The following is a 21,511-nucleotide window of genomic DNA, read 5'->3' on the forward strand; positions in this document are numbered from 1 at the left end:
ACCGCAGTTTTTGTGAATAATTGAATGTGTGATTGGCACATGAATCAGAACTCCTGAAAATTTAGAAATGTGAAATGAAGAACTTAGGCATACGCTAAAGCTTTTTACTTTTCTAAAAAAATAACTATTCAGGAATTTCTAATGAAGAAAAAAGATAAATAAAAAAGTGCAAAACTTATGCAGGAAAGTGATTTACACATTAATTTAGGAAGAAAGAATTATTTATATAAGGCAATGAAATATAAAATTATTTATTCTAAATAAAGTGGCCAGATATGCTTATTAGAAAATCAGCAATAGGATTTTTATGCTGAATACAGGTTTTATGAATATCGTTATCTAAAATAGAGATATGAGAGCGAATAAAAAGTCACTTTAAAGTGACTTTTTACAGACAATTGAATTGCGCTGATAATTATAAAAAGCCTGTCGGGCATCGGGCAAATCATCTACTGATGCCGGTTCAAAACCCTGTTCCAGAAACCAGTGTGCAGTACGGGTCGTTAAAATAAACAGTTGCTGAATACCCAGACTTTTGGCCTTATCTTCCAGATAATGCAGGATCTGGCTACCGCGGTTGGATTGACGGTAACTTGGATCTACTGCAACGCAGGCGATTTCTGCGGAACGCAGTTCATTGCCCGTAGTCGGAATCGGATACAGGGCAGCACAGGCCAGAATCATGCCGTCACGCTCAATTACCGCGAACTGGTCAATTTCATTTTCCAGACGCTCCCGCGAACGGTAAACCAGAATACCTTCTTCTTCCAAGGGGCGAAGCAAACGGATCAGGCCACCGACATCCTGAATATCGGCCATGCGCACTTCTTCATAATGCGCATCGGTGATCATGGTGCCGGAACCATCCCGGGTGAACAGTTCTTCCAGTAAGGCGCCGTCATAGGTATACGAAATTAGGTGAACGCGATTGACACCATTTCGGGAAGCTTCCTGAGCGGCCTTGAGCTGGAGCCGAATTTCAATATCCTGTTTATCAGAGAGAATATAGTCATCCAGTTGCTGTGGGGTTACTTCCCGTTTTAACTGACCTTTACTGTCGAGCAGACCATGCTGTCGACCCAAGATAATCAGTTTATCGGCTTTGAGGCGAATCGCAGTTTTGGTTGCGACTTCCTCAGCTAGAAGATTAAAAACTTCACCTGTGGTTGAATAGCCGGTCGGACCGAGAATCACAATATTATGATTATCCAGATGACGTTGAATCGCATCAGTATCAATCGCCCGAACTTCACCAGTTAACTGAAAATCGACCCCGTCACGGATGCCATAAGGTTTAGCTGTCACAAAATTTCCTGAAACGGCATCGATGCGCGCACCATACATGGGTGAATTGGCCAGCCCCATCGACAATAGCGCCTCAATCTGTAAACGGATCGATCCTACTGCATTCAGTACACAGCTTAAGGATTCACGAGTTGTGACCCGACGCTGCTGGTGGAAGGGGGTCTCGAAGCCACTCGCAGCCAGATTCTGGTTAATTTGCGGACGCGCGCCATGTACCAGAATCAGGCGGATTCCTAAAGAATTGAGCAGGGCAATATCATGAATGATGTGCTGAAAGTTGCCATGCAATACCGCTTCACCATCAAACATGATCACAAAGGTTTTATTGCGATGAGCATTGATATAAGGCGCAGAATGGCGAAACCAGTGCACATATTGCAAGGTGTTGCTCGGTGAGGTTTCTGCTGCAGTCATAGCTGTGCCTATTTCAATATTTAAAGATCTAGCTTTGATTCTAATGAAAAAATACTGAAGTGGAAGTACAGATATAAAAAAACACCTGAAGCGAGCTTCAGGTGTCTGCTAGAAGGGCAGAAAAGAGAATGATTAGTTGATGATTCGAACAATCTTGTCATTACGATCGTTGACTAGTACATAGTCACCATTGATTTTATACCATTGCTGGTTTTTACCTGCTTTCGGCAAACGGCGTGCTTCATAGCCACTGACTTCAAAGCGACGGTTGTCATACTGGTTTGGCAGTTTTTGACCTACACGCCAGTCACGGCTTGGGTTAACCCCACGGTTGTTGTAACGACGGTCATCCCATTTTTTCGCATCTTTATGATTCCAGTGCGGTGCTGATTTATGCGGTGCATAACGTGGATCATGATGCTGCGGTGCTGCCATTGCAGAAGTAGCAACCAGCGCACTAAGAGATAAGGCAATTGTAGTTAAAACTTTTTTCATGGCTCTCACCTAAAAATCTGTACATGTTTTCGATGAGATTAAATTAGCGAATAAGTAGATAGAAAGCGTGAGGCCAGTTTAGTGGAATTGTTAAATTCATGAAGGAATTTAGGAGATTAGCCACGATTAAAAGGAAAGCTCTAAAATAAGAAAAAGCCTAAAAAGGCTCATCCGAAAAATCAAAAAGCCCAAACGAGGTTGGGCTTTGCATCAGGTTCTAAATCAGTCTCCGATAATCCGGACAATACTGTTATTTTCAGAGTTCACCAGAATGTAGTCATTGTTGACTTTGTACCATTGCTGCTTACGGTCTGGTTTAGGCAGTTTATGGTCCTTATATTCGACCTTGTAGCCATTACTGCGATAATGCTGCGGCATGACATAGCCAAGCTGCCAGCGTAACTGTTGCAGACGTTTAACACCACGTTCTTCACGCATACGACGTTTATCATACTGGTCTTGGTGATCGTCATGGAACTCACGCGATTTCTTGGCCTGATGATGACCCGGACCCCGTTCCATACGCTGTTCATCATTGAAATGAGGGGCAGCGTTTGCAACATTTGCCAGCATGAATGCACTGCAGGACATCGCCAATGCTACCAGAACCTTTTTCATGTTGAACCCTCATTCAATTGTTCATTTTCTACAGTAACTAATGTACGGAAAAATTGCAGAGAAACTGTGAAGAACTGGCTGAAGTTTTATATCAATTACAGAGAAATTATGATTATGCCATGATTTTACATAAGCTTAGGATGCACTTCAGTCAGTTGACCAGTTATGCCCAGCCCCATTGGCATTTCAGCAAAACCGGGATCAAGATGCAAGCGCAATGTCCTGAATTGTGTATCAAAACCGTCTCAAATTAGTGGAAAAAATATTCTTTTTAAACACCGAATCTTGATTTGGTCATTGCAATTTTTCAGTTCCACTGTTCCGTTAAACCCTGTAAGGACTGAATGGCTTCAGCCACAGACTCTGCCTCGACTGCATCTTCTAAAGCCAAAATCAGGGCAGTTGATAACTGCAAGTTTTCAATACGACGAATAGTTTCAGTTTTACGTTTTTGGTCTGCCATTTAATTTTCCTTCGCTTTGATTTAACTTGAAAAGCATTATAAAAATTTTATATTAATTTGGAAAACCGAATAATTCTATATTTTTGATTCATTAAAACGATTTATGTCTGTTTTTTAAAGAATTTAAGGATAAAAAAAGCGCACTATCCGTAAATGCGCTCTTTCGGGATCTAATGAACGATCTTAATAGGCATAGTTCAGATCAGTATAGTCACTTAGAGACTTCTGCACATGTGCCTGAATAAAAGTACGCACATCTTCTGCTGTCATTGCTTTGCCCTGATTGCTGATCACATGTTCAATTTCAGGCTGACCTTCGATCTTGATGCGATAGACAAAGTGTTTCGCTACCTGATAACGATCGTCCAGCTTTTCGATACCCGTCACATAATGATAGGAATGTTCAAAATTCAGATCGGTATGGGAAAAGACAAACTGGTCAAACAGTTTCAGTTTTTGACCATTTTCGAGTGCCTGAATGTCATCGACAATGCTGGCATCAAACTTCATGCCGTATTTTTCAGAGATCGGCTGCTGATCGACCAGCAGAGAGACCATGCCATCTTCCAAAGTCGTCACGGTGATGTTGTTTAAGTCAGTCATGTTGCACTCAAATAAAAATCTGTTGGCGCTAGTATAGGGGAATTTGCAGCGAACTGAATAAAGACAGTATTGTAGAAATAAGAAAGGTCTGGCTGATTCAGTCTGAAATCTGGATGAATTGGGCAGAAGAATAAGCCAGCTTTCAAATGGGTCTTATCTTTATAGAGTTTAAAAAAAACAAAAAGCCAATGCGGACATTGGCTTTTAAATAGGTGTCAATTAAAGATTAGTCCTGCGCATCAATACTTTGACCGTTCATATGCAAGCTATCTTCACCCATCAGGTACAGATAGGCTGGCATGATGGAATCCGGTGTCGGTAAGGTTTTCGGATCTTCATTCGGATAAGCCTTGGCACGCATTGCGGTACGTGTAGCACCCGGATTGATACAGTTAAAGCGGATATTCGAATTGACCCGTTCTTTGGCAAATAATTGGCTCACTGCTTCAATGGCAATTTTTGAAACTGAATAAGCGCCCCAGCATTCCCGGGCTTCACGCCCTACACCGGAACCGGCAAAGACCACAGAAGCGTGTTTGGATTTTTCCAGCAGGGGTAACAGGGCTTGGGTAATCACAAAAGGCGCACGAAGGTTAACCGCCATGACATCATCCCAGACATTAACCGGATAATCTGCCAGTGGTACTCGCTCGCCTAAAATACCGGCATTATGCAAAATCCCGTCTAAACGGCCAAACTGGCGATCGAGCGTGTCGAGCAATAATTCATAATCACGTTCAGAGGCACTAGATAACTGTAATGGGAGAATGGCCGGTTGCGGCGCACCCAAGCTTTCAATCTCATCATAGATAACTTCAAGCTTGTTTAAGGTACGCCCGTGCAGAACTACAGTTGCTCCATGCAGAGCATAGCTGATTGCTGCTGCACGACCAATGCCATCGCCCGCACCCGTGATCAGGATGATACGATCTTTTAACAGATCGGGGCGAGGTTGATATTCTGAATACTTCATTACTACCTCCTCATTATTATTGTTAAGTGTCTTCAGTAGTTTCAGGAATCAAGACAGGACACTTGGCTCGCTCAAGACCAGTTTCTGAATATGCTGATGTAACTCATTCACTGTATTCACTATATAGTCGGCTTGCCAGGCTGTTAAGTCATCTTTGTATTGCAGTGGTAAATAACCGTATGCTGCCAGTATGGTATACATCTTGGCATTGCGGCCTGCATCAATATCACGTGGATGGTCCCCGACATAGATGCAGTCTTCTGCAGCCAGCTGTAACTGCTCGGCAGCCAGATACATTGGCTCCGGATCTGGCTTGGTTCGGGTCACATCTTCCGGACAGACCAGTACGGCACAGCGCTCGGTCAGGTTTAAAGCTTTGAGTAAGGCTTCGCTCAACCAGCGCGGTTTATTGGTCACGATTCCCCAAGGGATATCATTTTCCTCTAACTCTTCAAGTAAAGGATACATTCCGCTGAACAGGTCTGTATCCACAGCAATATCTGCACCATACATATCCAGAAAACGCTGGCGATGATCCAAGAAAACCGGGTCTTCCAGTTGCAGTTCCGGATAGACCAATTTGACCATAGCACGTGCACCTTCTGAAACCTGGGTACGGATCAGATCAGCTTCCACCACGTCACGGCCGGCTTCACGGCACATATGCTGGATAATCCGGATAAAGTCAGCTGCGGTATCAATTAAAGTACCATCCAGATCGAATAGAACCGCCTTCATTGGTCGGCCTCTTGCGTGCTTTCTTTAACGGTGTACACCATATAGTTTACATCGACATTCGGTGCCAGCCAGTAACGCTTGGTCAGCGGGTTATAATGCAGGCCAGTCATATCTTTCAGTTTTAAACCGGCATTACGGATGTCATGCGCCAGTTCAGACGGCTTGATGAATTTGCTGTAATCATGTGTACCTTTGGCCAGCATACGCAGGATATATTCTGCGCCAATGATCGCGAACAGATAAGATTTTGGATTACGGTTAATGGTCGAGAAGAAGACATGACCACCTGGTTTGGCCAGTTTATAACAGGCCTGAATAATAGAGGCTGGATCAGGTACATGTTCCAGCATTTCCATACAGGTCACGACATCGTATTGACCGGCTTGTTCTTCTGCGAGTTGCTCTACTGGAATCTGACGGTATTCAATATTGCTGACACCTTCCTGCTCGGCATGGATGCGTGCCACATTCAGTGGCGCTTCGCCCATATCAATGCCCAGCACCTGAGCACCACGGCGCGCCATGCTTTCTGACAGGATTCCACCGCCACAGCCTACATCCAGCACTTTCTTGCCGCTCAAGCCACCGGCATGTTCATCAATCCAGTTGAGGCGCAGGGGATTGATCATATGCAATGGGCGGAACTCGGAATGCTGATCCCACCATATAGCTGCAAATGCTTCAAACTTGGCAATTTCTTGTGGATCAACATTCAATTGCGACATCGGTGTCACCTCAATCAGTCGTGATTATTTAAAATTTAAGTTCACCCGCAGGCGGTATAAACAGATTTAACTTCTTGTAAATCAGTACACTTGTTTAGTGTAGCGATTCTGGAAAAAAAAGCGATAAAAGCTGTAAAAAAGTTCACAGAATAAAAACGAAACCGGCATAATTACTTTATAGTGAAGCCATAAATTAGACATAATGATTTAGAGGACGATAATCCCAATGAAAAAATTTATTTTAGGCACTGTAGCCGCATCTGTTTTGGCATTTTCTGGCAGTGCAATGGCCGCCAACTTTGTAGCAGGTCAAGACTATCAAGTCCTGGCGAATCCAGTAAAAGTTGAAAAGCCGGGGAAAATTGAAGTCCGTGAATTCTTCTGGTATGGCTGTGGTCACTGCTATTCNNCGTACCCCAGCCGCGATGAATCCGCTATGGGAACAGGCAGCTCGTGCGTATTATGTGTCTGAAGCTCTAGGTGTTCGTCAAAAAGCACATTTGCAGCTATTCCATGATATTCATGCCAAGAAACAGCCAATTCTGGAACAGGCTCAATTAGCCAAGTTCTATACCCGTTATGGTATTTCTGAAGCGAAATTTAATACCACTTATAAATCATTCCCGATTTCTTCAAAAATCGCACAGGCCAAAAATCTGGCTGCGACTTATCAGTTGAGCGGCGTACCAGCGGTAACCGTGAACGGTAAGTATGTAGTTCAGGGCGATGATGCCAAAGTAGTTCAAGTGGTAAATTATCTGGTTGAAAAAGAGCGTAAAGCTAAATAAAACCAGATCTGCATGAATCTAAAAACCCGCAGCTATATGCGGGTTTTTTATGTCAGGATAAAATTGAATTATAAAATAGATTTCACTCAGATGAGATCTCAGGCTTGAGATAAAATTCCACGAAATAACAGTTCTAACTGCTTTAGGCTTTGCGCTTTGAAGTCATTTATTCGCGTTTGTCGCAGTTCGGGATCAGGCTGTACCTGAAGCTGAATCCAGCCCATAGCCCAGTTTAATGCGAGAGGAACCAGGATTTGTGCCAGTGCGGTTAACTCGGCTGGAGAAGGAGATTGCTGGGTGGCTGGAATTTGTTCTAGGGTATGCCGCAAATCTTGGGTCAGATAATGAATTTCCCGCTCAATGCCTTGTCTGAGAATGTTAGAACCGCCCCAACGTTCGGCACTGAAAAATGTCCAGGCTTCGGGATGAGCATCGACTGCCTGAAAAAACAGTTCGATTTTGGCTGAAAGCTCATCTAGAGAAAAATCTGCAGGTCCTAACTGATTCAGCACACCTTTGAGATGAATTGAAACCTGATCCAGAAGTTCCAGTCCCAACTGATCCATATTCTGAAAGTGTCGATAAAATGCGGCAGGCACCAGTCCGACTTCATGAGTGATTTCGCGCAGGCTGATGCTACTAAAGGCATGGCCACGGCTGCTCAATGCCAAGGTAGCATCAAGGAGGGCCTGGCGGCTTTGTTGCTTGCGTTCTTCACGTAAAGACATAGGGATTTTCCTTCCGTAGATCTGCAGTTTAGCAAAAAACACCTGTCCATCGCAGTAGAGCAGATGGACTGAAAAATCTATACAAGCAAGGCATATCTAGTGATTTTGTAAATGATCTGTCCTCTGTTCCAATCTTGGCGGAGGCTTCTGTTATACTGAGCCGCAATTATTTTTAGTCAACAGCAGGACCTATTATGCGTATCGACCAACGAGCATTAGATCAATTACGTGAAGTGAAAATTACCCGTAACTATACACGTTATGCGGAAGGTTCCGTATTGGTTGAATTTGGTCATACCAAAGTGCTGTGTACTGCCAGTGTGGACAGCTCTGTACCACGTTTCCTGAAAGGTCAGGGCCAAGGCTGGGTAACAGCAGAATACGGCATGCTGCCACGTTCAACACATACCCGTAGTGACCGTGAAGCTGCTCGCGGCAAACAAAGTGGCCGTACTCAGGAAATCCAGCGTCTGATCGGTCGTAGCCTACGTTCAATGGTCGACCTGAAAAAACTTGGTGAAAATACCATTACCATTGACTGTGACGTGATCCAGGCCGATGGTGGTACCCGTACTGCATCAATTACGGGTGCTGCAGTAGCATTGATTGATGCCATGAATGTATTGCTTGAGAAAAAGAAAATCAAACAGGATCCACTTAAAGGTCTAGTGGCAGCCATTTCTGTAGGTATTTTTAAAGATGAAGTCCTGCTGGATCTTTGCTATGAAGAAGATTCAAACTGTCAGACTGACTTGAATGTCGTGATGACCCAAGCGGGTGAATTTATTGAAATTCAAGGTACTGCTGAAGATAAGCCATTTACCCGTGAGCAATGCAATGACATGCTGGCCATGGCTGAAAAAGGGATTCAGGAACTGATCAAGAAACAGCAAGAAGCTTTGGGCTGGTAATATTTCCAGAGTTTACAAAACGCATCTTCGGATGCGTTTTTTATTATAGCTACACATTGCCTGACAAAAAATGAACAGGATCTGTCTACTGTGTAACCTCTGTTTTAAGCGATGATCTTTTAACCAAATCTCATTCAGAGGGTTATAACATGAAAATATGGTTGATGGCATTTTCAGTATTTGCTGTACTGGGTTTAACTGCCTGTGATTCGAATTCTCGTGATGAAAACCGTGATGGTGCAAATATGGAACGAGGAAGTGATACCAATTAACAGAGTAGAGGCCATTCAACCTCTATGATTTATATCCTTGAGAATAAGAAAAAGGGTGCTATGGCACCCTTTTTTATGGATAAAACTTTAACTATTAAAACGCATCGATAGGTCAATGGCTTTGACATCTTTGGTCAATACGCCCATCGAAATATAGTCTACGCCTGTACTCGCCACTTCACGTAAATTATCAATAGTGATATTGCCTGAAGCTTCCAGTTTACAGCGACCAGCCACATGTTTAACGGCATCAATCATTTGCTGCTGACTGAAATTATCCAGCATCACGATATCAGCCTCGGCTTCTAGGGCCTGATTCAGTTCATCCCAGGTTTCAACTTCCACTTCAACTGGTTTACCCGGTGCAATCTGGTGGGCCATGGCAATCGCCTGGCGAATGCCGCCGGCTGCCATAATATGATTTTCTTTAATCAAAAAGGCATCGAATAGGCCCAAACGGTGATTCTGACCACCACCGACAGCAACAGCATATTTTTGGGCAATACGTAAGCCTGGCAGCGTTTTACGGGTATCTAAGAGCTTGGTATGCAGACCGTCCAACTCTTTGACATAGGTTGCTGTTTTGGTCGCAACTGCAGACAGCGTCTGTACAAAGTTCAGGGCAGGGCGTTCTACAGTCAGTAGGCTACGTGCAGAACCGGCCAGTTTTAGAAAAGCTTCATTGGCAGCGACATGATCGCCGTCATTTTTTAGCCAGATCACTTCTACACTCGGATCATAGGCCTGAATCAGGGCATTGACCCAAGGCTGACCAGCAAGAACCATTGCTTCACGGCTAATAATCGTGGCAGTCGCCTGTTCATCTTCAGGAGTCAGCAGGGCAGTAATGTCACCATCGCCAATATCTTCGGAGAGTGCCTGTTGAATATTGATCTGAATCGACTGTTCTAGCAAAGCCTGAGATATGCTCATGAGTATTTCCGTATCTTTTTTAGCCGTGAAAAATTGTGCGTTATCTTAACACCGTTACATTAAAATGAGCGATTTTTCATACAGCCTGCCGGGATGAATTGAGATTTGCCTATGAAAGTTTTAGCATTAAGCCGGCTGCAATCCTGATATTGCAGATTTTATTTTTGTACAGGACAGTTTTATGCAACAGGCAGCTGAGTTTCAAATCCGGGACGGGCAATTGCTCGGGGCGCGCCAGATCCCTTCTCCAAATTTTAATCAGCGGCCTGAACATACCGATATCCAGTTACTGGTGATCCATAACATCAGTCTGCCGCCGTCACAGTTTGGTGGCGGCTATATTGAACAGTTTTTTCAGAACCAGCTGGACTGGTCAGTGCATCCGTATTTTCAAACTATTGAAGGCATGCAGGTGTCGGTGCATCTGCTGATTTTGCGTTCTGGTGAAGTGCTGCAGTTTGTGAATTTCAATGACCGGGCCTGGCATGCAGGTCGTTCCAGCTATCTGGCCAAAAAAGAATGTAATGATTATTCCATCGGGATTGAACTGGAAGGCAGTGATGACCTGCCGTTTGAACAGGCACAGTATGATGCCTTGGTCAAAGTTACCACCTGTTTGCAAGACTATTATCCCAAACTGCAGCAGCATATTGCCGGACATTCGGACATTGCACCGGGACGTAAAACCGATCCGGGACCGTATTTTGACTGGTGTGCTTTTCGTGCCCAGTTACAACATTATAAGAACCCATGACCCTTCAGGAAGTCATGTGATTAAGCAATGAACTTCTTTTGCAAGTTTCATTACAATAGGCCCAAATTAATTATTAGGTGAATAGGATGGCGCTTTGGCGTTCGACCGTAATTGTCAGTGCGATGACCATGTTATCGCGGGTTCTGGGATTGGTCCGGGATGTGGTTTTACTGAATGTATTCGGTGCCGGTAAAGATTTCGATACCTTCGTGGTGGCATTTCGTATTCCAAACTTTTTCAGACGGCTATTTGCAGAAGGGGCATTCTCCCAAGCCTTTATTCCGGTACTGACAGAATATAAAACCAGTCGTACCCATGCAGAAGTGCAGATCCTGATCAGCCGGGTATTTGGCTGTCTGGCTACTTTCATGACCACCCTGACCATGATTGCCATCATTGCCGCACCGGTGATCATGTATATCTATGCGCCAGGGTTCCATGGCGATGAAGCAAAGTTTGCGCTGGCTACAGACATGTTCCGCCTGACCATTCCATACCTGCTATTTATGTCACTAACGGCTTTTGCCAGCAGTATTCTGAACAGTTATGGCTCTTTCAGTACGCCAGCCTTTGCTCCGGTCTTATTGAATATTGCCATGATTGCAGGTGCGCTCTGGCTCACCCCTTTTATGGCAGAGCCGATTATGGCGCTAGGCTGGGCAGTCGTAATTGCCGGTATTTTGCAGCTGGCAATCCAGATTCCAGAATTATGGCGTAAAAACCTGTTGATTCCACCGAAAGTAGACTTCAAGCATGAAGGGGTGGATCGCATCATGAAACTGATGCTACCCGCTTTGTTTGGTGTATCGGTCACACAGATCAACCTGTTACTGAATACGGTTTGGGCTTCTTTCATGCAGGATGGTTCAGTGTCCTGGCTATATAGTGCTGAACGGATGACCGAATTACCATTGGGTCTGATTGGCGTCGCAATCGGTACCGTGATTCTGCCGTCTTTATCCACACAGCATACGGAAAAGAACCCGGAAAAATTCCGTGGCATGATGGATTGGGCAGCGAAAGTCATCGTACTGGTGGGTCTACCAGCCAGTATTGCCTTGTTCATGCTGTCAACACCGATTATTCAGGCATTATTTGAACGCGGACAATTCACTTTTGAAGATACCCAGATGACTGCCTTGGCACTGCAATGTATGAGTGGCGGTGTGATTGCCTTTATGCTGATTAAAGTCTTTGCTCCCGGCTTTTATGCCCAGCAGGATACCCGTACACCGGTACGCGTCGGTTTAATGGCAGTAGCAGCCAATGCAATTCTGAACGTGATCTTTATTGGTTTCTTTAAGCTGATTCATTGGGAAGCGGAACATATGGCGCTGGCACTGGCTTCGACCGGTTCAGCCATGGTCAATGCGGGTCTGCTGTATTTTTATCTGCATCAACGCAATATTTTCCGCTTTGGTGCACACTGGAAAAAAATCTTCCTGCAATTCATGTTTGCCAATGTGGTGATGATTGCAGCTTTGGCCTATGCACTGAGCTGGTACAATGGTGATGTATCACAGTGGATGCGTGTACTGGAAGTACTGATTTTATGTGTGGTCGGGGTAGTGGCGTATTTGGCCGCATTGGTCGCTGCTGGTTTCAGACCACGCCATATCAAACCGTAATCCATTTTGGGCGCATAAAAAACAAGAGCCAAATGGCTCTTGTTTTTTCTGTAGGAAACTTTTCCTTAAGCAAAAATCAGTCGCTAGACCTTGCCGCGAGAAAGGAAACCAACAATGGCAAGAATAACGGCAATCACCAATAAGATAATCGCGAAATCCTTAGATAAGCCTGCTACTCCACCGAAACCAAGTAGACTGGCAATTAAGGCAATCACAGCAAAAATAATAGCCCAGCGAAACATATCAATTCTCCATGTGTTTTTATTCTCAAATCCAGTATAGGAATATTCGATTTTGGGCACTGTTAGTGTTTTGTTGATGTACTGTCTCTGATTTAACAATAGTTTACGTGATATTAATAAGATTCACGTCCCTACATTTCCTTTGTTGAGACTTGGTATAATAAGCTGATTTTTACCATAGCCGTTTTGATTATGTCTGATGCCTTACGTCCATACTTCTGGAAAAAATATAGTCTCACTGAGCTGACACCAGAAGAATGGGAAGCGCTTTGTGATGGTTGTGGGCTTTGCTGCCTGATCAAGCTGGAAGATGAAGACACCCACGAAGTTGCCTATACCAAAGTGGCTTGCAAATTACTGGACTGTAAAACTGCCCGCTGTTCGGATTATCCGAACCGGCTGCAATATGTGCCCGATTGTATCCAGCTAACACCTGAGAAACTGGACACCATTCACTGGTTGCCATCAAGCTGTGCCTATCGCCGAGTTGCTGAAGGGAAAAGCCTGCCATCCTGGCATTATCTGAAGACAGGTTCACGACAAAGCGTAATTCAGGCCAAAAAATCTGCTGCTGGTCGCTGCTTAAGTGAAGTCGATATTGATGAAGATGAAATTGATGAATATATCGTACGCTGGGTGCGCTAGCTGTTAGCGCAATCCAACCTCGTCAAATGATTAAATAAAAAAATTAAGCTGCCTGTTGTAGCAGTTGCTGTGCTGAAGACCCCGACATAGGTCGGTAAAAATAAAAACCTTGTCCGATCTGGCAATCACAATTGATTAGCGTGTCCAGTTGTTCAGTATTTTCAATACCCTCGACCAGTACATCCAGAGAAATACTGGAACCAATCTGGGTAATGGCTTTGACAATGGCCAGCGCAGACGGATCATTGTTCATGCGTTCTACAAAGTTGCGATCAATCTTGATGCAGTCGACCGGATATTCCTGTAAACGGGTCAGGGAAGAATGACCGGTACCGAAGTCATCCAGAGAAATATGAATTCCATGTTTTTTTAGCAGGTTTAGTGCCCGGATCACATAATTGGCTCCGCCTTCGGATAAGCTCTGCTCGGTAATTTCCAGTTCAACCTTATGTGCAGGAATATCGAATCGGGATAGACGAGCCAGGAATTTCTCAGCATAGTCATCGCGCAGGAATTCAACTGGAGCTGCATTGATTGAAATTGGCAGTATATCCAGACCCTCGGCTTGCCAGCGGCTCATATCCTCAAAGACTTTTAGCTGCATGGTTTCACTGATGCGCGAAGCTAAATCATAGTCCTGGAAAGCAGAAAAAATATGAGAGGGTAACTGGATCTGATGCTGTTGATCCTGCCAACGCAGTAAGGCTTCGAAACCAATCACCTCACCATCAGAAAGGTGAACCTTAGGCTGATAATAAGGAATAATCTGATCCGCATGAATAATCTTGCGTGCCAGCGTCAGTTGTTTGGTCATGTTTTCCAGTGACCTGAACATCTCCTGATTAAACATGCGAATCCCGCCACGACCACTATTTTTCAGATCATTCAGGGCAATATCGGCACATTTCAGCAGGTTGGAACTATTCTGGGCATCACGCGGATAAACGGTACAACCGATACTCATACCGATACTCATACGATGGCCGACATAACTCACTGGTTGTTCCAGTTGGGCATAGGCCAGTTGTGCAGTATTAATCAGCTGGGCTTCGTTTTCCAGGTTTTTGACTAAAATAGCAAACTCATCGCCACCCAGACGGGCAACGACTATATTATTGGAGCCAAAACAGGCCTGAAAACGCTTGCCCAAGACATGCAGCAAATGGTCCCCGGCAATATGACTCAAAGTGTCATTGATATGCCGGAAATAGTCTAGGTCGATCAGGAGCAGGCCAACCATTATTTGCTGTTGCTTGGCTTTTAGCAGTACCTGTTTAAAGGTCTTATAAAAGGCATTGCGGTTATACAGTCCGGTCAGCTCATCACGCTGAATTACGGCTTTTAAACGGCTTTCAACTATTTTTTGCTGACTGACATTGCGTGAAACACACAGGATATTTTGGGGAATATTATTTTCGTCCAATACTGGAGTCAGTAAATGATCCCAGTATTGTGGGTCCTCATTCTCCGTCTGGGCTTTTTCTACAAAACGGCTATTTAAACCTTGAGCAGCCTGTTTTAAAGCGCGTTGTCCGGTTTTTTTAACTTCAGCGGGTAACAGGCTTAACCATGAATGCGGGGCAGGCTGCTGTTCAGGATCAATCCCTAACTTATGACAGGCTGACTGATTGATATGACGGATTTCGCCTTGTGGAGACATCACTTTAATACAATCGACACTGGCATCCAGCATGTTTTTTTGGGTAGAAATCACCTGAGACAGTTGTTGCTGAATCTCAAAATATTCATGGATATCGGTCAGTGATACCGACCATTGCAGCAGATGTTCTGCTGTATGCTGAAACTTGATGGCCAAGGCACACATACGGTAGCTGGAATCAGCCGATTTAATCCGGCACTGGGTATTAAAGCCTTGTTGCTGATTCAGGCCAGCATGCCATTGCTCAGAAAACGTTGGCTGATCATCTGGATGAATCAGGCTTTGCCATTCTTTAGGACCATATTCACTTAAATTGGTACCTAAATAATCCGAAAGTGCCTGATTAAAATATTCAATATTATCCTTGCCCAGCACCCAAAGCGGATGCGGCACATCATTGATCAGATCTTGTAATAATCTGGATTTTGCCTGTTGTTCATTAGAAGATTGTATCAAGGTTGAAATAAGCGAATCAGCGCATTCTGCAGTTGTTCGTCTAGATTTATTATGCTTCATGCATCCCCACCGATACCACCCAAAGAGCATCCAATCAGTTGCTCAAGTCCATTCTAATTAATATGAGATAATGTGAAATTTACAAGGTTATTAACCTGTAATTAATCATGTTCTATTTATCTACTTTTCATAAGATTAATCCATTCATTGTAAAAAAAATAGAGATTTCTTACATAAATTAAATTTTTCTCATAAATGTTTGAAATATTGGAATCAAAACTACCAGTGTTAGAATGAAAGCAGAATTTAATTTGAGCCAATAATAAGATGTCAGACAGTCATATCCCGCTTCCAGAACGCTTGCGGCCTCGCGACCTTGCAGAAATTATCGGGCAGGATCACTTGCTTGGAGAGAATGCACCTCTACGTCAGATGATTGACCAAGGGCATTTACCATCGATTATCTTCTGGGGTCCACCTGGAGTAGGTAAAACCACGATTGCCTTGCTACTTGCCCAAGCGGTGGACCGGCCATTTATCAGCCTGTCTGCACTCAATACCGGTGTGAAAGAATTGCGTGAAGTCATTGCGGAAAGTGTTGATCTGCTGACGCCTGTAGTGTTTATTGACGAGATTCACCGTTTTAATAAATCCCAGCAGGATGCACTGCTGAATGCCGTCGAAAAAGGCAAAATTACCCTGATTGGCGCGACGACGGAAAATCCATCTTTTGAAGTCAACAGTGCCTTGCTGTCACGTTGTCAGGTCTATACCTTGAATGCGCTGAGTGACGAAGCGATTCAGACTTTACTAACTCAGGCGATTCAGACTGACAAATTCCTGCAGGAACGCTATATCCAGATTGAAGAATTTGACGCCTTATTGCAGTTTGCCGCAGGGGATGCGCGTAAGGCACTCAATCTACTAGATCTGATTGCCAGTACTTTTGAGGCTGATCAGGAAAATATCATTACTAATGCGATTGTGGTCAAAGTCGCACAGCAGAATATTGCCCGTTATGACAAGTCTGGCGAGCAGCACTATGATCTGGTTTCGGCCTTCATCAAGTCGATTCGTGGTAGTGATCCGGATGCTGCCCTGTACTGGATGGCACGTATGCTGAAAGGTGGTGAAGATCCGGTCTTTATTGCCCGCCGTATGCTGATTGCGGCATCAGAAGATATTGGCAATTCCAATCCGAATGCCTTGTTGCTAGCGGGTGAATGCTTCCGCTCAGTTCAAGCGATTGGTATGCCGGAATGCCGGATTATTCTGGGACAATGTGCGGTTTACCTGGCGACCAGTGCCAAAAGTAATAGTACCTATCTCGCGATTAACAAGGCGATGGATCTGGCTGAAAAAACGGCCAATTTGCCAGTGCCTTTACATCTGCGTAATGCAACCACCAAGTTGATGAAAGAGCAGGGTTATGGAGTGAATTATCTGTATCCGCATAACTATCCGGAACATTTTGTTTTGCAAGATTACCTGCCGCCTGAGCTGAAAGGCACCAAACTGTACGAATCGGCACGTAATAAGCGTGAAGTGGAAGGCGAACGTCTGCAACAACGTCGCTGGCAGGAACAACAGCAGCAGTAAACAAAAAAAAGCCCAATTCAAGGAGAATTGGGCTGAAATAGGATGTCTTGGGGGAGATACATCCTAGAGGGTAAGGGTATAAATCTNNATGCATTGAATAATGTAAAAACGATCATTTTTATTAATAAAATTCATTTTTTCGATCATAAGATTAGACAATAAAAAACCGGGCTATTTGCCCGGTTCTTTGAAGCATTATTAGTGCTTAGATATCTTCAAGATTGATACCTAAACGTGCTGCAACTTCTTCGTACGCTTCAACCACACCGCCTAGGCCTTGACGGAAACGGTCTTTATCCAGTTTTTTCTTGGTGTCTTTATCCCATAGACGACAGCCGTCTGGAGAGAATTCGTCACCCAGTACGATACGGTCGTGGAACACACCAAATTCAAGTTTAAAGTCAACCAGAAGCATATTACCCGCTTCGAATAATGCTTTAAGCACATCGTTCACTTGGTAAGTCAGTTCTTTCATTTTTGCCAGTTGTTCAGCAGTCGCCCAACCTAAAGCAATCGCTTGAGATTCGTTCACCATTGGATCGCCTAGCGCGTCATCCTTGAAGAACAATTCGAATGTTGGAGGCGTTAACTCTTTACCTTCTTCTACACCAAGACGACGGCATAAAGAACCCGCAGCATAGTTACGTACTACACATTCTACTGGAATCATTTTAAGTTTTTTCACCAGCACTTCAGTCGGTGTCAGCAGTTTCTCAAAATGAGTTTCAATACCAGCAGCAGCCAGCTTTTCCATGATGAAGGCGTTAAAACGGTTATTCACCTTACCTTTACGATCCAGTTGTTCGATTTTTTCGCCATTGAATGCGGACGCATCGTCACGAAAAACTAAAATCAGGTGGTCTTCACTGTCCGTGGTATAGACAGATTTCGCTTTACCAGTATAGAGCAAGGTTTGTTTTAACATGAGGGAACCTTCTACAAAAAAAAATGCCTAGAAAATGTCTAGGCTGGCCAATTTTGGTAAATCTGGTTTAACAGTTCTGCTGCTTTTTCGCGGTCGGCAAAACTGTTATCGGGATTAAACACAGCCAGGGTGTTACTCGAACCTGCGGGAGAGAGTCTTAAAACATAGGTTTGCTGATCGACCTGAATCGCTACTTCATAACGATCTTTATTTTGACCAACGATAGAATGGTTAAGGCTGCTAAGCGTGGCAAGAGTGTATTGCCATATTGTAGCAGCATTTCCATCAATTTTGAGCAGTGGATTTTGATTTCCGTCAGTGACTAATTGCGGCTTTCCCGAAAAATTTTCTTGAGTTTCATCTGCTTGAGTTGAATTTACTGGCTGTGCAGTAGGACGTGGCATCGCAAAGCGGTTACCACGCTGATTTTCAAGCTTTGGTGCATTTTCCAGGGCAAGCGGATCTACGGTCGGAGCAGGGTACAAAGGCGTTGCAGGACGAACCATTGACCCTTCAGGATATTGTAATGGTTGCAGCGTGGTTGTCTCTTTATAGTCCAAGGTACCGTTTTTAAAGGCCATTGAACTACAACCTGCTAAACTGAATACTGAAAGTGCCAGGGTAAGTCCTAAACGTAATTGCATAATCGTTGCTCTTTATTTAATGACGCTCGCTTCTACAAGTGCCTCATGAAGCGGAGCGCGATATTGTTCTGCAAGTGGTGTTAATGGAAGGCGAATACCTGTACCAATTAAGCCCATATCATGGAGAGCCCATTTCACAGGAATTGGGTTTGATTCGCAAAATAGAATATTGTGTAAATTTGCAACCTGAGCATTGAGCTCTTCAGCACCTGCCGCATCGCCTGCAATGGCTGCAGCACATACTTCACTCATGACTTTTGGTGCAACGTTAGCAGTCACAGAGATATTACCTTTGGCACCATGACCCATTAACTCATAGGCAGTTGCATCATCACCTGAGTAAACAGTCATGTTTTTGCCTGTCAGACCTTCAATCAGGGCAGCACCACGGGCTACATCACCTGTTGCATCTTTAATGCCCACGATCTGTGGAATATCTGCCAGACGGATCACGGTTTCGTTGGCCATATCTACGCCAGTACGACCTGGAACGTTATAAAGAATTTGAGGTAGGTCAACCGCTTCAGCAATCGCTTTATAATGCTGGTATAGACCTTCCTGAGTCGGTTTGTTGTAGTAAGGAGTAACCAGCAGGGCAGCATCAGCGCCAAGTTCTTTGGCTTCCTGAGTCAGCTCGATTGCTTCACGAGTCGAGTTTGCGCCTGTACCGGCAATGATAGGAATACGTTTGTTGGCAACACGAATGATTTCTTTGATCACTTGAGTGTGCTCGCTCATGCTGAGCGTTGATGCTTCACCAGTAGTACCAACCGCGACGATACTGTTAGTGCCTTCTGCAATATGCCACTCAACCAGCTTCTCGAGACCCTTCCAATCTACGCTGCCATCTTCAAACATGGGGGTGACGATTGCGACAATGGAACCCTGAATGGTCTGTGCTTGCTGAGTCATTTTAAAAAACTATCCTATTTGTCCATCCGAAGAGAATGAGAAAACATATTTGGGATGGGTTTGTATTTTGATTTGTAGCAAATTCAATAGATTTGCACTGAATTGAATATTGCTTATGCAAATTATGACTGATCAAACGCATAAGAACAATATGCTTTAGTAAAAGCCACTGAATTCTTTATACAAAGCCTCTAGGCAACAATCAAGTTTTAATCGTTATGATTTTTTGCTGTCCAAATCATCCTTTATCCTCCAGCAGTATGAAAGCTAATGAATTCATTTTTTCAGTAAAAAATACACAGAATAAGTCACTTAAGTGAATTAAATAGATTTAGAAAACATTCTTTTATGGCGTTTTAGGGGAGTATTAATATTTATATTTGATGAATTAAGAGCTAAAATATATCGAATAATAAACCTCATTTATGATGAATAAAAAGCAAAAATGCCTGAACTAATCTTTTTTTCGTATTAGTGATCGGCCCTGAATTTTTCTCACTGTTGAATTTCCGGGTTTGATGTATAAGTCTAAATCCAAAAATACTGGGATTTTAATACTTCTCATTAATTGCTTTTTTGACTTTATCGAACAGCATCTTAAAGTCATTAATTTTCTGGATTTTTCAGTATATCCGAGCAAATTGTTCAACTTATTGGTAGTTAATTCTCTTTAGCGGCTCATAGATGATGGCCTCTCTTTTGAACGCTGATTGAACAAGGATATTCCATGGAAAAATCAGACAATAAGCACGCGATCATCACGGTAGGGATCTGCTTTCTGATCGCTGCGATTGAAGGCCTGGATATTCAGGCTGCCGGGATTGCCGCTGCTGGTATTCGTGAGCACTTTGGTCTTGATAGCTCACAATTGGGTGTATTTTTTAGTGCAGGGATTCTGGGCTTATTGCCTGGTGCACTGGTCGGTGGTCGATTCGCGGACCGTCTTGGTCGTAAGAAAGTTTTAATCTGGTCAACCACAATTTTTGCACTATTTACCTTATGTACCGTGTGGGTGAACAGTTTCCACAGCTTGCTGGCAGTTCGTTTTCTGGCGGGTGCGGGTCTTGGCGGTGCAATGCCGATTCTGATCACTTTAGCTTCTGAAGCCGTGGCTCCACAAAACCGTGGACGTGCCGTGGGCCTGATGTACTGTGGTATGCCAGTGGGTGCTGCAATCTTGTCTTTAATCGCAGCAACTGAATTCGGTGCAAACTGGAAAAATGTTTTTTTACTTGGGTGGTTTATTGCCCATCATTGTGATTCCTCTGATGATGGTGTGTCTGCCTGAATCTAAAGAATACATAAAGGCACAAAACAAGACAGCCGCAGAACGTGCAGCATCTCCTCAGGGTTCATTCAAGGATTTGTTTAACTCTGACAACCTACTTCGTACGCTGTGTATCTGGGTGAGCTACTTCTTCACCCTGATAGTGGTGTACATCATGTTGAGCTGGTTGCCTTCACTCTTTATGGAGCTGGGCTTCACCCGTAAAGATGGTTCAACTGCACAGTTCTATTTCATGGCGACTGCAACGATTGGTACCGTGATTCTGGGTATGCTGACGGATCGCCTGAAAAAAGCGTATGTCATTCTGTTGATGTACGGCGGTATCCTGGCGGGTTTATTAGCGTTGAACGGTGCAAGCTCACTTGAACAGATGTACATGGCCGCAGCATTGGCAGGTGCCTTCGTGATTGGTTGTCAGGGCGTACTCTATGCCTTTGGTAGTATCGTTTACCCGACTGAAGTACGTGGTACAGGGGTAGGTGTTGCTTCTGCAGTTGGTCATATCGGTGCCATGCTTGGCCCTGCAATTGCGGGTCAGCTACTGACAGCAGGCTTCGGTGCAGCAGGGGTGATCTCGGCAGCGATTCCATGTATCGTAATCTCTGCGGTATGTATGCTGTTCCTGGTCAGCCGTACCAAAGTTTAAAAATAAAAAGATGAATATCCAAAAAGCCTGCACTGATGCAGGCTTTTTATTTTCTAGTATCAGTTCAGCTAAAGACAAATTCTGTCTATGTTTTGCAGAGCAATAGCTTTTACAGTTAACTCATCATACGTTTTATCAGAATGCAG

Annotated in this window: 21 protein-coding genes and 2 pseudogenes; 8 read left to right on the plus strand and 15 right to left on the minus strand. The window is 44.0% G+C overall.

Annotated features, from left to right (window positions below):
• Positions 1–375: 375 nt before the first annotated feature.
• From argA to ubiG, 8 genes are all read right to left on the minus strand, one after another.
• A complete protein-coding gene (argA, locus tag B3J29_RS03185; RefSeq protein WP_175966556.1) occupies positions 376–1,719 on the minus strand; it encodes an amino-acid N-acetyltransferase in 1,344 nt (447 codons plus the stop codon).
• A 132-nt stretch (positions 1,720–1,851) separates the two neighbouring features.
• Entirely contained in the window at positions 1,852–2,214 is a 363-nt protein-coding gene (locus tag B3J29_RS03190; protein ID WP_175966558.1) for an RcnB family protein, read from the minus strand.
• A 222-nt stretch (positions 2,215–2,436) separates the two neighbouring features.
• Positions 2,437–2,832 (minus strand): RcnB family protein, encoded by a 396-nt coding sequence (locus B3J29_RS03195; RefSeq protein WP_175966560.1) that lies wholly within the window; start codon positions 2,830–2,832, stop codon positions 2,437–2,439.
• Positions 2,833–3,139: 307 nt separating this feature from the next.
• Entirely contained in the window at positions 3,140–3,295 is a 156-nt protein-coding gene (locus B3J29_RS03200) for a hypothetical protein (RefSeq protein WP_004781372.1), read from the minus strand.
• Positions 3,296–3,478: 183 nt separating this feature from the next.
• Positions 3,479–3,898, minus strand: a complete 420-nt coding sequence (locus B3J29_RS03205) for a hypothetical protein (RefSeq protein WP_004781373.1) — start codon at positions 3,896–3,898, stop codon at positions 3,479–3,481.
• Between the two features lie 226 nt (positions 3,899–4,124).
• On the minus strand, positions 4,125–4,871 hold the full coding sequence (locus tag B3J29_RS03210) for a YciK family oxidoreductase (RefSeq protein ID WP_125278865.1): 747 nt from the start codon (positions 4,869–4,871) through the stop codon (positions 4,125–4,127).
• A 48-nt stretch (positions 4,872–4,919) separates the two neighbouring features.
• Positions 4,920–5,609: an HAD family hydrolase gene (locus B3J29_RS03215; protein WP_005232806.1), complete on the minus strand. Its 690-nt coding sequence runs from the start codon at positions 5,607–5,609 to the stop codon at positions 4,920–4,922.
• A complete protein-coding gene (ubiG, locus tag B3J29_RS03220) occupies positions 5,606–6,334 on the minus strand; it encodes a bifunctional 2-polyprenyl-6-hydroxyphenol methylase/3-demethylubiquinol 3-O-methyltransferase UbiG (RefSeq protein ID WP_005232805.1) in 729 nt (242 codons plus the stop codon). Before ubiG ends, B3J29_RS03215 begins: the two co-directional genes overlap by 4 nt.
• Before the next feature lie 226 nt (positions 6,335–6,560).
• On the opposite strand from ubiG, the pseudogene B3J29_RS03225 reads away from it, so the two are divergent.
• Positions 6,561–7,122: pseudogene (locus B3J29_RS03225) on the plus strand (thiol:disulfide interchange protein DsbA/DsbL).
• A 98-nt stretch (positions 7,123–7,220) separates the two neighbouring features.
• Here B3J29_RS03225 and B3J29_RS03230 read toward each other — a convergent pair.
• Positions 7,221–7,850: a TetR family transcriptional regulator gene (locus tag B3J29_RS03230; RefSeq protein ID WP_125278864.1), complete on the minus strand. Its 630-nt coding sequence runs from the start codon at positions 7,848–7,850 to the stop codon at positions 7,221–7,223.
• Positions 7,851–8,044: 194 nt separating this feature from the next.
• On the opposite strand from B3J29_RS03230, the gene rph reads away from it, so the two are divergent.
• Both rph and B3J29_RS03240 read left to right on the plus strand, forming a co-directional pair.
• On the plus strand, positions 8,045–8,761 hold the full coding sequence (gene rph, locus B3J29_RS03235; protein ID WP_004781384.1) for a ribonuclease PH: 717 nt from the start codon (positions 8,045–8,047) through the stop codon (positions 8,759–8,761).
• Positions 8,762–8,910: 149 nt separating this feature from the next.
• Positions 8,911–9,033, plus strand: coding sequence for a hypothetical protein (locus B3J29_RS03240; RefSeq protein WP_005232802.1), 123 nt, complete (start codon positions 8,911–8,913; stop codon positions 9,031–9,033).
• Positions 9,034–9,120: 87 nt separating this feature from the next.
• Here the strand turns inward: B3J29_RS03240 and nadC are convergent, their stop codons facing one another.
• Positions 9,121–9,966, minus strand: a complete 846-nt coding sequence (gene nadC, locus B3J29_RS03245) for a carboxylating nicotinate-nucleotide diphosphorylase (protein ID WP_108675721.1) — start codon at positions 9,964–9,966, stop codon at positions 9,121–9,123.
• A 181-nt stretch (positions 9,967–10,147) separates the two neighbouring features.
• On the opposite strand from nadC, the gene ampD reads away from it, so the two are divergent.
• Positions 10,148–10,720 carry a 1,6-anhydro-N-acetylmuramyl-L-alanine amidase AmpD gene (ampD, locus tag B3J29_RS03250; protein ID WP_108675722.1) on the plus strand — a complete coding sequence of 191 codons (573 nt, stop codon included), beginning with the start codon at positions 10,148–10,150 and terminating at the stop codon, positions 10,718–10,720.
• 77 nt (positions 10,721–10,797) lie between these two features.
• Complete coding sequence (murJ, locus tag B3J29_RS03255) at positions 10,798–12,348, plus strand: murein biosynthesis integral membrane protein MurJ (protein ID WP_171248451.1); 1,551 nt, start codon at positions 10,798–10,800, stop codon at positions 12,346–12,348.
• Positions 12,349–12,431: 83 nt separating this feature from the next.
• On the opposite strand, the gene B3J29_RS03260 is transcribed toward murJ, so the two are convergent.
• On the minus strand, positions 12,432–12,590 hold the full coding sequence (locus B3J29_RS03260) for a DUF1328 domain-containing protein (protein ID WP_004647174.1): 159 nt from the start codon (positions 12,588–12,590) through the stop codon (positions 12,432–12,434).
• Between the two features lie 192 nt (positions 12,591–12,782).
• Here B3J29_RS03260 and B3J29_RS03265 point away from each other — a divergent pair, with 192 nt between their 5' ends.
• The gene (locus B3J29_RS03265; RefSeq protein ID WP_004781392.1) at positions 12,783–13,235 is read left to right on the plus strand and encodes a YcgN family cysteine cluster protein; all 453 of its coding nucleotides are present in this window, start codon (positions 12,783–12,785) and stop codon (positions 13,233–13,235) included.
• A gap of 43 nt (positions 13,236–13,278) precedes the next feature.
• Here the strand turns inward: B3J29_RS03265 and B3J29_RS03270 are convergent, their stop codons facing one another.
• Complete coding sequence (locus B3J29_RS03270) at positions 13,279–15,441, minus strand: putative bifunctional diguanylate cyclase/phosphodiesterase (RefSeq protein ID WP_414632193.1); 2,163 nt, start codon at positions 15,439–15,441, stop codon at positions 13,279–13,281.
• A gap of 237 nt (positions 15,442–15,678) precedes the next feature.
• Between B3J29_RS03270 and B3J29_RS03275 the strand changes: the two genes are divergently transcribed.
• The gene (locus B3J29_RS03275; RefSeq protein WP_008305874.1) at positions 15,679–16,950 is read left to right on the plus strand and encodes a replication-associated recombination protein A; all 1,272 of its coding nucleotides are present in this window, start codon (positions 15,679–15,681) and stop codon (positions 16,948–16,950) included.
• A gap of 205 nt (positions 16,951–17,155) precedes the next feature.
• On the opposite strand, the gene purC is transcribed toward B3J29_RS03275, so the two are convergent.
• The 3 genes from purC to dapA are packed head-to-tail and all read right to left on the minus strand — an operon-like array spanning position 17,156 to position 19,431.
• A complete protein-coding gene (gene purC, locus B3J29_RS03280; protein WP_004781395.1) occupies positions 17,156–17,875 on the minus strand; it encodes a phosphoribosylaminoimidazolesuccinocarboxamide synthase in 720 nt (239 codons plus the stop codon).
• A gap of 38 nt (positions 17,876–17,913) precedes the next feature.
• Entirely contained in the window at positions 17,914–18,519 is a 606-nt protein-coding gene (locus tag B3J29_RS03285) for a hypothetical protein (RefSeq protein WP_004781397.1), read from the minus strand.
• A gap of 12 nt (positions 18,520–18,531) precedes the next feature.
• On the minus strand, positions 18,532–19,431 hold the full coding sequence (gene dapA / locus B3J29_RS03290) for a 4-hydroxy-tetrahydrodipicolinate synthase (RefSeq protein ID WP_008305869.1): 900 nt from the start codon (positions 19,429–19,431) through the stop codon (positions 18,532–18,534).
• A 727-nt stretch (positions 19,432–20,158) separates the two neighbouring features.
• Here dapA and mhpT point away from each other — a divergent pair.
• A pseudogene (gene mhpT, locus B3J29_RS03295) lies at positions 20,159–21,365 on the plus strand (3-(3-hydroxy-phenyl)propionate transporter MhpT).
• Positions 21,366–21,511 lie beyond the last annotated feature (146 nt).

Origin of the sequence: Acinetobacter sp. UBA5984 (genome assembly GCF_002429925.1) — a bacterium.
In the GTDB taxonomy this organism is placed as follows: domain Bacteria; phylum Pseudomonadota; class Gammaproteobacteria; order Pseudomonadales; family Moraxellaceae; genus Acinetobacter; species Acinetobacter variabilis.